10 protein-coding genes are annotated in these 12,032 nt (G+C 70.1%); 8 read left to right on the forward strand and 2 right to left on the reverse strand.

All coding sequences use genetic code 11. The features are described 5' to 3' along the window. Positions 1-84: 84 nt before the first annotated feature. A complete protein-coding gene (locus V6S67_RS06475) occupies positions 85-1,665 on the reverse strand; it encodes a LysM peptidoglycan-binding domain-containing protein (protein ID WP_334209456.1) in 1,581 nt (526 codons plus the stop codon). Positions 1,666-2,073: 408 nt separating this feature from the next. Here V6S67_RS06475 and V6S67_RS06480 point away from each other — a divergent pair, with 408 nt between their 5' ends. Further along, complete coding sequence (locus V6S67_RS06480) at positions 2,074-2,427, forward strand: Rv2175c family DNA-binding protein (protein WP_334209457.1); 354 nt, start codon at positions 2,074-2,076, stop codon at positions 2,425-2,427. 72 nt (positions 2,428-2,499) lie between these two features. Here the strand turns inward: V6S67_RS06480 and V6S67_RS06485 are convergent, their stop codons facing one another. Further along, positions 2,500-3,624, reverse strand: coding sequence for a polyprenyl synthetase family protein (locus tag V6S67_RS06485; protein WP_334209458.1), 1,125 nt, complete (start codon positions 3,622-3,624; stop codon positions 2,500-2,502). A 162-nt stretch (positions 3,625-3,786) separates the two neighbouring features. Here V6S67_RS06485 and dinB point away from each other — a divergent pair, with 162 nt between their 5' ends. The 7 genes from dinB to V6S67_RS06520 all read left to right on the forward strand — a co-directional run bounded on the left by dinB (position 3,787) and on the right by V6S67_RS06520 (position 12,028). Continuing rightward, positions 3,787-5,115, forward strand: coding sequence for a DNA polymerase IV (gene dinB, locus V6S67_RS06490; RefSeq protein ID WP_334209459.1), 1,329 nt, complete (start codon positions 3,787-3,789; stop codon positions 5,113-5,115). Between the two features lie 233 nt (positions 5,116-5,348). Beyond that, positions 5,349-5,726: a DUF3040 domain-containing protein gene (locus tag V6S67_RS06495; protein ID WP_334209460.1), complete on the forward strand. Its 378-nt coding sequence runs from the start codon at positions 5,349-5,351 to the stop codon at positions 5,724-5,726. Between the two features lie 298 nt (positions 5,727-6,024). Continuing rightward, positions 6,025-6,456 (forward strand): division/cell wall cluster transcriptional repressor MraZ, encoded by a 432-nt coding sequence (mraZ, locus tag V6S67_RS06500; RefSeq protein WP_334209461.1) that lies wholly within the window; start codon positions 6,025-6,027, stop codon positions 6,454-6,456. A 252-nt stretch (positions 6,457-6,708) separates the two neighbouring features. Further along, positions 6,709-7,710 carry a 16S rRNA (cytosine(1402)-N(4))-methyltransferase RsmH gene (gene rsmH, locus V6S67_RS06505; RefSeq protein ID WP_334209462.1) on the forward strand — a complete coding sequence of 334 codons (1,002 nt, stop codon included), beginning with the start codon at positions 6,709-6,711 and terminating at the stop codon, positions 7,708-7,710. Next, entirely contained in the window at positions 7,707-8,447 is a 741-nt protein-coding gene (locus V6S67_RS06510; protein WP_334209463.1) for a hypothetical protein, read from the forward strand. The genes rsmH and V6S67_RS06510 overlap by 4 nt, the downstream gene beginning before the upstream one ends. 65 nt (positions 8,448-8,512) lie before the next feature. Beyond that, positions 8,513-10,300: a peptidoglycan D,D-transpeptidase FtsI family protein gene (locus V6S67_RS06515; protein WP_334209464.1), complete on the forward strand. Its 1,788-nt coding sequence runs from the start codon at positions 8,513-8,515 to the stop codon at positions 10,298-10,300. Between the two features lie 57 nt (positions 10,301-10,357). Further along, a complete protein-coding gene (locus V6S67_RS06520; RefSeq protein WP_334209465.1) occupies positions 10,358-12,028 on the forward strand; it encodes a UDP-N-acetylmuramoyl-L-alanyl-D-glutamate--2,6-diaminopimelate ligase in 1,671 nt (556 codons plus the stop codon). The last annotated feature ends 4 nt before the right edge of the window (positions 12,029-12,032 follow it).

Here is a 12,032-nt window from a genome sequence, read left to right on the forward strand (position 1 = left end):
CGATGATAGTGGGGTACGCCGGAAGGGGGCAGGACCACCACTCGGTCCCACCCCCTCGATCGATCCGGCACCGGCCGGAGCGGCCTACCGGAAGTTCTTCTGGTGTGCCTTGATCGATGCGACGTACTGCTTGGTGTCCTCGAACATGCCACGGTTCTGCACCGAGTACTGGCCCTGGTAGTAGGAGGCGATGGCGATGTCGAGCGAGGGACTGGTGCGTACGAGCGAGCGGATGATCGCCACGCCGGCGGTGGCGTTGTCGTAGGGATCCAGCAGGTTGAGCTTGCGGCCCACCAGGTCGCTCGCCCACTGCCCGGAGGAGGGGATGACCTGCATGGTGCCGATCGCGTTCGCCGGGGACACCGCGCGCTGGTTGAAGCCGGACTCCTGGTACGCGAAGGCCAGCGCGAGGCTCGGATCGACGCCCATGGAGCGGGCCGTGTCCGCGACGATCTGCTTCATCTCGGCCTGGGACGGAGCCGGCATCGAGTTGAGCAGGGCCTTGTTGGCGTTGGCGTCCGCCACCACCTTGTCGGGGTACTGGTAGCCCAGGAAGGTCGAGGGCACGAGGTTGCCGGGAGCCGGGGCGGGGGCCGGAGCGGTACCGGCGCCGGGGAGCGTGAGCTTCTGCCCGGGGTAGATGACGGAGGTCATGGTCATCTTGTTGGCGGTGAGCAGGTTGCTCAGTGCGACGCCGTTGCGGGAGGCGATGGCGCCGAGGGTGTCGCCGGCCTTGACCGTGTACGAGCCGGCGGCCGGGGCAGGAGCGGGGGCCGGTGCAGGGGCGGGTGCCTGCGGCGTGGCCTGCGGGGTCACGCTCCCCGCCAGCTTCAGCGTCTGCCCGGGGTAGATGACCGACGTCATGCCGAGGTTGTTCGCCTTCAGCAGCGCGTCCAGTCCGATGCCGTTGCGCGAGGCGATGGCACCGAGGGTGTCACCCGACTTCACCGTGTAGCTGCCGCCTGCGGGAGCGGGGGCGGGGGCGGGGGCAGGAGCGGCGGCGGGCTTGCCCGGCGCCGGGGCGGGAGCGCCGCCGAGGGTGATCTTCTGGCCGGGGTAGATGATCGAGGTCATCGAGAGCTTGTTGGCCGTCAGCAGGTTCGGCAGGCTCACGCCGTGACGGGAGGCGATGGCTCCGAGGGTGTCACCGGGCTTGACCACATAGGTGGCCGCGGACGGCTGGGCGGCGGGGGCCGGAGCGGCAGGAGCCGGGGTGGCGGCCGGTGCCGCGCTGCCCTTCAGCTTGATCTTCTGTCCGGGGTAGATGATGGTGCGCGCGTCCAGCTTGTTCAGCTTCAGGACGGCGTCGGTCGCGAGGCCGAAGCGCTTGGCGACGGCTCCGATGGTGTCGCCGGGCTTGATCGTGTACTCGCTCGGCGTGGTCTCGGTGTGGACCGTGATCTTCTGCGCCGGGATCTGGGTCGCCACGAGGGCGGCGGGGACGACTGCCCGGGCGGGGGCCTGCATGGCCGGTCCGGTGATGTGCCGGGCGGCGGGCGCCTGCGGGGCGGGAGCTGCCGACGCCGGATTGGCGAGGGCAACGGAAGAGAGAATCACCGCGGGCAGCGCGGCGGTTGTCACGGCGACGTTCAGGCCGCGTCGGCTCGCGCCGGCAGCCTTCCTGCGGGTGCCGTTCAGCGGTGCGTTCGATCGCTGGGCAGTCATGTTTCGTTCCTCGTCTGTTGGCGGCTGAGTCCGCGCGGACGTACGTACCCGAGGTGATGCTTCCCGGCCGGGTACGTACACGTGCTGATGATGCTGTTGAGTCACGTGTTGATACTGTTACTTGTGTGACTCCTGTGAACTTACACGAAAACGCAGGTAGCACAAGAGCTCCCCGAACGGCCTGAAGCGCAGCTTCGGCGTGTCGCGACCGGAGTCCGATCCCTGCGCTCGTCCTGCGTTCCTCCTTGGCTTGTCCTGCGCCGTTTCTGCGCCGGCCCTGCGCATGCTGCGGCCCCGTCCTGCAGAACTCCTGAGCCTGCGGCGGGCAGCCGTCCTTCGCGGAGCGGCCCGGGACGGCGTCGGGCCTCCCGGGTGGAGTTGGGTCCAGGACCATGGCACGCTTGGACGGTGACTGAACTAGAACACCTCGTCCCGGCCTGGCTGAACCTGCCGGACGTCGCCGCAGCCCTCGATCTGCCCATCACCCGCGTGCACTCGCTCATCAGCGACAGGTCGCTGGTCAGCGTGCGCGTCGGTGAGCGCAAGATCCGCAGCGTCCCCGCCGACTTCCTCGTCGACGGCGCCGTCCTCGACAGCCTCAGGGGGACCGTGGTGGTGCTCGCCGACTCCGGGTACGGCGACGAGGACATCATCCGCTGGCTCTACACCGAGGACGAATCGCTGCCTGGCCGCCCGATCGACGCACTGCGCGAGGGACGCAAGACGGAGATCCGCCGTCGCGCCCAGGCAGCCGCCTGGTAGGGGGACGGACCGGGATCACGCAGCGCGGTCGTCAGGCCACAGGACGAGGCTGATCCCTGCGGGCGGCGAGTATCACGCCGAGCGCGTGACCGCTGCTTCCGCGAGCAGGCGGAGTGCGTACCGGGACGTCCCGTCGACGTCGAGCCGCTCGAGCGCCGCGAAGGCGGCGTCCGACTTCCCGGCGATGAGCTGCTCGGTGTGGGCCAGGGCCCCGCTGTCGACGATCATCCCCCGGAGCAGGCCGACGGCGTCCTCGTCCAGCGCGGTGTCGCCGAGCATCGCATTGATCCGCGCGCGATCCGCATCAGATGCCGAGCCGAGCGCCCGGGCGATGAGGAACGTGCGCTTGCCCTCGCGGAGGTCGTCGCCCGCGGGCTTGCCGGTGACCTCCGGATCGCCGAAGACCCCGAGGACGTCGTCGCGGAGCTGGAACGCCTCGCCCAGTGGCAGGGCGAACGCCGAGTAGGCCGAGAGCAGTGCGTCGCCCGCGCCCGCCAGGGCGCCGCCGAGCATGAGCGGGCGTTCCATCGAGTACTTCGCCGACTTGAAGCGGAGGATGTTGAGCGCGCGTTCCTCGGCGACCTCGGGCGTCTGGTCCGGGCCGACGGCCTCCTCGAGCAGGTCGAGGTACTGGCCGGCCATGACCTCGGTACGCATGCGGTTGAAGATGGTGCGTGCCGCGTCGCCGGTCGTGCCGGAGCAGGACGTCGTGAAGAGCTCCTCGCTGAAGGCGAGGCAGAGGTCCCCGGCCAGGATGGCGGCCGAGACACCGAATCGCTCGGGGTCGAGGTGCCAGCCCGCGTCCGCGTGGCGCATCGTGAACTGGCGGTGCACGCTGGGCCGGCCACGCCGGGTGTCCGACCGGTCGATGATGTCGTCATGGATCAGTGCGGCGGCCTGGAAGAACTCGAGCGCGGTCCCCGCGACGACCGGTGCCGACGCCGTCGGTGAGCCGCCGGCCGCGCGCCAGCCCCAGTAGCACAGGAGGGCGCGCATCCTCTTGCCCCCGCGCGTCAGGGCGGCGATGCTCGAGATGAGCGGCAGCGACTCCGCGGAGATGTCCGCGAGGACGACGCGCTGCTCATCGAGGAACGCCTCGATGCTGAGGGTGAGCGAGGACCGGAACCGATCCTGCTCCTCCGGGATGGCGTCGGGAACGGGGCCGTCCTGATCGGGGGTGGCGGGTGCGGGCAGCATGGATCTCCCGGGCGGGTCGGCTGGACGTTGTGCTCCCACTCTATCCGTCGTCGCGCGCCCTCCTGCCGCTCCGACCGACCGCTCACGGCCCCGGGACCTGGAGCCACCGGTCCCCGCGTCCTCCGGACCAGGGACGTCGGTGGCACTGAGTACGATGTGTGCGTGTCATGGGATGAGGGGTCGAAGGCGGTCGACCATGCGGAGTGCCACATCCTGCACATCGACATGGACGCGTTCTTCGTCTCCGTCGAACTGCTCGACCACCCCCATCTGCGCGGCGTTCCCGTCGTCGTCGGATCGCCGTCGGGACGGTCCGTGGTCCTGTCCGCCTCCTACGAGGCGCGCCGTTACGGCGTGCGCTCTGCGATGCCGATGTCCGTCGCCATGCGGCAGTGTCCCACCGCCGTGATCCTGCCTCCCCACCACCAGCGGTACTCCGAGGTCTCGCGCGAGGTCATGAGGATCTTCCGGGCCGTCACGCCCGAGGTGGAGCAGCTGAGCGTGGACGAGGCCTTCCTCGACGTCGCCGGATCCATGCGCCGCCTCGGCGGTCCCCGCGAGATCGGGGAGCAGGTCCGCGCGGAGATCCAGGACACCCTCGGCATCACCGCGAGCGTGGGCGCCGCAACCACCAAGTTCGTCGCGAAGATCGCCTCGACGCGGGCCAAACCCGACGGTCTCCTCCTCATCCCCGGGGATCAGACGGTCGCCTACCTCCACACCCTGCCCGTGTCCGCACTGTGGGGGGTGGGCGCCAAGACGCAGGAGGTCCTCGCCCGGATCGGCATCCACACCGTCCAGGACGTCGCGCAGACACCCGTGAGCACGCTCAGGCGCCTGCTCGGAGCCTCCGGTGAGCACGTGCACCACCTCGCATGGGGCCGCGACCCCCGGCGGGTCGTGGTGTCACGGCCGGAGAAGAGCATCGGTGCCGAGGAGACGTTCTCCAGCGACATCGATGATTCCGAGACCCTGAGGCGTGAACTGCTGAGGCTGGCCCACCGTACGGCGACCCGGCTGCGCGCCTCGGGCTACCGGGCCGGGGGAGTGGCCCTCAAGCTCCGCTACGCCGACTTCTCCACACTGACCCGCTCGAAGAAGCTCGACGAGCCGGTGGACAGCGCGAACGCGCTGTACGGTGCTGCGACGGCGCTCCTGGCTGCGCTGGGCGAACGGCCCATGGCGGTCCGCCTGATCGGCCTGCGCGCCGAGTCCCTCGAGACGGCGGGAGACGGGTCCACGCAGCTGACCATCGACCGGCGGGACGACAACTGGCGGATCGCCGAGCGGGCCCTCGACGACGTGAACCGGAAGTTCGGCGACGCCGGCGTGGTCCCCGCGGGGCTGCTCCGTCCGAAGGTACGGGACAGGGGCGGGGCCGGACGTGAGGATCCGGCGCAGGGCCCCGACCGTGGGGCCCGAGGACGCCCCGGCGGACCCTCCGGGACGCAGCCCGACCGGGGTGCCGTCCGCCCGCCCGACCGGCCCTGAGCGCCGGCGATCGGGACGGTTATCATCCCGCGGACAGCCCGATCAACTCCGCATTGTGACTTTCCACCCACTGCGTAGCAAACTAGTCTTTAAACAGGCAGCCCGCCTGTCGTCCTGCACGTCATTCCGTCCTCCGGAGCCCGAGGTTCACGACCCCTCCGCCGGGAACCCGGTTCGCGTGCGGGTCGTTGGTCGGGTAAAGGAACGTTGGTATCCACATCAAGGAGGCGGTCATGGCACTCTCGGAACACGAGCAGAGGTTGCTTGATCAGCTCGAGCAGCAGTTACACGCCGACGATCCCAAGTTCGCCCACTCGATGGCGTCGGACACACGCAAGTCGATGTCCACACGGCGACTGGTCATCGGTTCCCTCATCACCATCGCCGGCATCCTCGTCCTCCTCGCGGGCATCGTCTACCAGCTCACCATCGTCGGTGTCGCCGGATTCCTGATCATGGGCGCAGGGGTGTACTTCGCGACCACCAAGTCCCGCCAGGCGGATACCGGCCAGCCCCAGGGCAAGCCCGCCAAGACCCCGTCCCCGGGGAAGAGCGGCTTCATGTCGAGCCTCGAGGACAAGTGGGACGAGCGCAAGCGCGACCAGACCTAGACGCCCGCACCCGAACAACTCCAGGAAGAACCCGCCACGGCGGGTTCTTCCTCTTTAACGCCACCGCATCCGACGGCGTCGCCCCCAGGCCCTCCACTTCGCTCCCCGCCACCCGATCGCCACGCGATCCCGCCAAGCCCGCGCGGCGACGCGGTCGACGACCGGGAGGGAGCGCCGCGCCGGGGGGCGCGCCGCGCCCCGGTTGCATTGACCGGGGAGAGTTGTGGAGTAAAGTGGGGAATATAAGAGCAAGGCAGCGAAACGCTGGGCTTGGCGGACTCAGAACAGGCGGTCAGGGATGTTCCTCGGAACGCATACCCCCCGCCTCGACGAAAAAGGCAGGCTCATCCTCCCTGCGAAATTCCGCGAGGAACTGAGCGAGGGGCTGGTCCTCACGAGGGGCCAGGAACGCTGCATCTACGTCTTCAGCATGAGTGAGTTCGAAAGGGTTCACGAGCAGATGCGGGCGGCACCGATCTCGTCACGCCAGGCGAGGGACTACAACCGCATCTTCCTGTCAGGGGCCTCGGACGAGGTCCCCGACAAGCAGGGCAGGATCACCATCCCGCCCGCCCTGAGGACCTACGCCGGCCTGGACCGGGAGCTCGCAGTGATCGGAGCGGGAAGCCGCGCCGAGATCTGGGCGGCCGACGCCTGGGAGTCCTACCTGACGGAGAAGGAGACCGCCTTCTCCGAGACGGACGAGGACGCGTTCCCGGGCATCATCTGAGCCGGGCAGGCACCAGCACGACAAGCACCACAAGCACGACCACATAGCAGCACGCACGACGCGGGTGGGCGGCATCTCTTGGATGAGATCTCCAGCCGCCGGACACGGTCCGCCTCCTGGCTCCACTTCCCCGGAGCCAGGCGAGGACCGTCCGGCCGGATGGGGGTCTGACTCAAGAGCATGACACCTCCGCCCGCCAGCCTGCAGAAACACCGAGACGATGAATGGCGAACTGCAGGAGGGAGAGGACGCATGGGCGGAGACCGGCCCACCGATGAGCGACATGTCCCCGTCCTCCGCGACCGCTGCGTCTCCCTGATCGCCCCCTCCGTGGCCGCTGCCGAGAGCGCGGGCCGCCGGCCCGTCGTCGTGGACGCGACGCTCGGCATGGGCGGGCACTCCGAGACCATGCTCCAGCGCTTCCCGACCGCCCACCTCGTCGGGATTGACCGCGACACCGAGGCGCTCGACCTCGCGGGGGAGCGCCTCGCCCCGTACGCGGACCGCACCGACCTCGTGCACGCCGTGTACGACGAGCTGCCGGAGGTGCTCCAGGACCTCGGCATCGACGGCGTCGACGGCGTGCTCTTCGACCTCGGTGTCTCCTCCCTCCAGCTCGACGAGCGCGACCGCGGCTTCGCCTACTCCTACGACGCGCCCCTCGACATGCGGATGGACACCAGCAGGGGCGTCACCGCCGCCGAGGTGGTCAACACCTACGCGTCCGAGGACCTCCTGCGCATCATCCGCACCTGGGGCGAGGAGAAGTTCGCCGGGCGGATCGCCTCGGCCATCGTGCGGGCACGGGAGACCGAGCCCTTCCGGACCACCTCCCAGCTCGTCGAGGTCATCCGGAGCGTGGTCCCGGCCGGGGCTGCCCGCACCGGGGGACACCCCGCCAAGCGCACCTTCCAGGCCCTGCGCATCGAGGTCAACCAGGAACTCTCCGTCCTCGAGCGCGCGGTGCCCGCCGCCGTCGACTCCGTCGTCGTGGGCGGCCGGGTCGTCGCGATGTCCTACCACTCCCTCGAGGACCGCATCGTGAAGAGCGCCTTCACCGCGGGCACGAGGTCCTCCGCACCCGTCGGCTTCCCGGTCGAACTCGAGGAGCACAAGGCGTACCTCCGCTCGCTGACGCGCGGCACGGAAGCGCCGACGGCAGCGGAGATCGAAGAGAACCCCCGCGCGGCCTCCGCCAAGCTGCGCGCGGTCGAACGCATCAAGGCCGCACCCGTCGACAGGAAGACCAGATGAGCCAGGTATTGACTGCTGAGAAGCGACACCGCGCCACTGCCTACGCCGGGCACGGGGCCCTCGCCCTCGCCCCGGACCGCCTGCCGGAGAGGCTCACCGGAGGCAGTCCGGAGACCGTCGGCACCCGGCCGAAGCCGCGCACGCCGCTCTCGGTGGTCCCCGCGCGGCCCACGCGCCGGCGCGTGCCCTTCGCCGTCTTCAGCCTGCTCGTGCTCGGCGCCGCCCTGGCCGCCGTGCTCATGCTGAACATCTCGGTGTCCGGGACGCAGTACGAACTCGTGCAGCTCCGCAACCAGCAGGTGGCGCTGAGCCAGGAGAACGACGCCCTGGTCCTCGAGATCGAGGGCAAGGAGGCCCCGCAGAACCTCGCCGCCGCCGCGACGAAACTCGACATGGTCTCCTCCCCGACGTTCGGGACCATCGACCTGGAGTCGATGAAGGTCACGGGCACCCCGGAGCCCGCGAAGGAGGGTCCCAAGCCCGAGGTCCTCATCGCCGCCCCCAGCCTCGTCACCGGGCAGGCCGGACCCGTGGCGGTCGAGGCTCCCGCAGCGGACGCGGTCGAGGCGCCTGTTGAGGCGCCTGTTGAGGCACCTGTCGAGGTACCCGTCGAGGCGCCGGCGGACGAGCAGGTCGCGGCGGACGCAGCGCCCTCCGACGCCACGACGGCGGACGGACAGGAAAGCTCGGCCTCGGGCACCATCCCCGCCCCGGAGCAGCTCGGGTCCGCCCGCTAGCGGAGCGACACGCCCGCGCCCGCCGCTTCCCGCACAGCACGCACCTGATCGACAAGGATTCCTCCGTGACCCCTGCACGCACCGGCAGCCCCGACAGCCTCCGCCTGGCCCTGGGGTCCACGCGTCTGCGCGTGGGGCTGGCGTTCGTCCTCGTGCTGCTGATGGTCCTCGGCGTGCGCCTGTTCCAGCTCCAGGCACTCGACCTCAACGGCATGGCGCAGGCCGGGCTGTCCAAACGGCTCACCAGCACCGCGGTCCAGCCTGTCCGTGGCTCGATCGTCGACATGAACGGCAAGTACTTCGCGCGGAGCGTGGAGCGCTACGACATCGTGGTGGACCAGCGGCTGAGCGCCGTCGACGACTTCCGGCGCTACAACGAGGAACTCGAGGACTGGGAGATCATCCCCATGGACCAGGGACTCGCCGAACTCGCCGCCGTCCTCGGCACCGACGAGGAGACGCTCCGCGCAGCGGTCCTCGGTGAGAAGACCTTCAACTACGTCCAGAAATCCGTGACGCCGGACGTGAAGAACCGGGCGCTGGCCGTGAAGGTCCCCGGTGTGTACGCGGACGAGACGAGCGTGCGCACCTACCCGGCGGGACCCGTGGCCGGCTCGATCATCGGCTACGTGGGAACCGACGGCAACGCGCGGTCGGGCCTCGAGGTGTCGCTCGACGACCAGCTCACGGGCGAGGCGGGCAGCCGCACCTTCGAGATCGGCGGCGACGGCATCAGGATCCCCTACGCCACGAACGAGGACGTGCCGGCGGTGGACGGGCAGAGCGTCAAGCTGACCATCGACCAGGACCTGCAGTGGTTCGCGCAGCAGACCATCGCCTCCCAGGTGAAGGACTACAACGCCGAGTGGGGCAACATCGTGGTGGTCGAGGCGAAGACCGGTGCCATCCGGGCCATGGCGGAATCGACGACCCTCGACCCGAACGACCCCGAGGCGACTCCCGCGGACAAGCGCAGCCCGAACTCCGTCAGCGCCTCCTTCGAGCCCGGATCGACGACGAAGGTCATCACGCTCGCGGCCGCACTGGAGCAGAAGCTCATCGAGCCCACCTCGAAGTTCGTCCTCGACAACCGGTACACGGTGGACGACCAGACGTTCAAGGACTCCTCGGAGCACGGCACCGAGCACCGGACGGCCGCAGGCATCCTCGCGAAGTCCATGAACACGGGTACGGTCCAGATCGGTGAGAAGCTCACGAAGCAGGAACGCTACGACTGGCTCAAGAAGTTCGGGATCGGCGAGCCGCTCGGCACGGGCCTCGGCGAGGAGAACCAGGGCCTGCTGACCACCCCCGACAAGTGGGACGAGCGCCAGCAGTACACGGTCCTCTTCGGGCAGGGCCTCACGCAGACCGCCCTGCACACCGCGATGGTGTACCAGACCATCGCGAACGACGGCGTCCGCCTCAAGCCCCGCCTCATCGACGCCTACATCGATCCCGACGGCACCGAGCACAAGGTGCCCCAGGACGAGGGCACGGAGGTCGTCTCCGACGAGACCGCGGTGGAGATGCGCAAGATGCTCGAGACCGTCACCGAGGAGGGATCGGGCAAGTCGGGCGAACTCGAGCAGTACCGCGTCGGCTCGAAGACCGGTACCGCGGAGGCGCCCAGCGCCAGCGGCGGGTACGACGGCTACACTCTCTCCTACGCCGGGATCGCCCCGATCGAGGACCCGGAGTACGTCGTCGTCATCACCCTCCAGCGGCCCAAGGGCGACCTGTACTACCTGATCCCCGGCGAGTCCTTCCAGAAGGTCATGAAGCAGGTCCTCAACTCGAACAACGTCCCCGCCTCGACGAGCAAGCCGGACATCTACCCGGTCGAATACTGACCCGGAGGCCAGAGCACCGTGCACCCGACTACGCCGCAGGGGAGTCCCGCTTCCCTGATGCGCCCGCATGCCCCCCGACCCGTCGACCTGTCCGCGGCCCTCGCCGCCGTGGGCGTGCCGACCGGTCCGTCCATCCCCCCGGACCTCCCGACGGTTACGGGGATCACCCTCGACTCCCGCGCGGTGCTGCCCGGTGACGTCTACGCCGCTCTGCCCGGAGCGGCGCGGCACGGCGCGGAGTTCACCGCGCAGGCGGTCCGTGCCGGAGCCGTCGCCGTCCTCACCGACAGCGCGGGCGCTTCGATCCTGGCCGACCGCGCTGCAGCAGCGGGCGACGCGCTGCCGCCCGTCGTCGTCGTGCCGGACCCCCGGCGCGTGGTGGGTCCCCTCGCGCGGGTGGTGTTCGACAGCCGGCCGGACGGCGGGGCGGCACCGACCCTGTTCGGGATCACGGGGACGAACGGCAAGACGACGTCCACCTACTTCCTCAACGCCCTCCTCGAGGCGCTCGGCCGGTCCACGGGACTCATCGGCACGATCGAGATCAGGGCCGGCCACGAGGCCATCCCCAGCGCGCTCACCACGCCGGAATCGCCGCAGGTGCACTCCCTCCTCGCGCTGATGCGCGAGCGCGGGCTCGACGCGGCGTCCATGGAGGTCTCCTCGCACGCCCTCGAGTTCGGACGCGTCGACGGCGTGCTCTTCGACGTCGCCGGGTTCACCAACCTGACCCAGGATCACCTCGACCTCCACGGCACCATGGAGGACTACTTCGCGGTCAAGGCGACGCTCTTCACGTCCGCGCGGTGCCGCCGCGCCGTCGTCCTCGTCGACGACACCTGGGGGCGCAGGCTCGCCGAGGCCGCGGACGTCCCCGTCGTCACCCTGCGCACCGTTCCCGGGACGGGCCCCGGGTCCGACAGCGCGTCCGACAGCGCGTCCGACAGCGCGTCCGACAGCGCGTCCGACAGCGCGTCCGGCAGCGCGTCCGACGCGGACTGGACCGTCACCGACGTCGAGCCCAGCGGGCTCGGGCACACGTTCGTCCTCCGCGGACGCACGGGGGAGCGGCTCACGGTCCGGAGCGGACTGCCGGGGACGTTCAACATCTCCAACGCCGCCCTCGCGGCCATCATGGTCCTCGCCTCGGGCGTGCCCGTGGCCGACCTCCAGCGCGCACTCGACGCCGCCAACCCGTTCACCACCGAGGTCCCCGGCCGCATGCAGCTCATCGGCGAGGAGCCGGCGGCGATCGTCGACTTCGCCCACAACCCCGACGCCCTCGAACGCACGCTGGCCTCCGTACGCCGGCCCGGTGGCCGGGTCATCGCCGTGTTCGGCGCGACCGGCCAGCGCGACGAGTCCAAGCGCCCCGTGATGGGCGCGGTGGGCGCGCGCCTGTCCGACATCCTCATCGTGACCGACGACGACCCCCACGACGAGGACGACGCCGTCATCCGCCGGGCCGTCCGCGCGGGCGCCGACGCCGCCGTCCGGGACGAGGGCCTCACCTGCGAGGTGCTGGAGGTCTTCCCGCGGGCGGACGCGATCGACCGCGCCGTGGCCCTGGCCCGTCCCTCCGACACCGTCGTCATCGCCGGCCGCGGGCACGAGGTCTGGCAGGAAGTGAAGGGCATCAACCTGTCCCTCGACGACCGCGTGGAACTGCGCTCCGCGTTGACAAGGCACGGATTCTCTGGGCTTTCACCGGCCGGGATAGAGTCCTGAACCG

Origin of the sequence: Arthrobacter sp. Soc17.1.1.1 (assembly GCF_036867195.1) — a bacterium.
Lineage (GTDB): Bacteria > Actinomycetota > Actinomycetes > Actinomycetales > Micrococcaceae > Arthrobacter_D.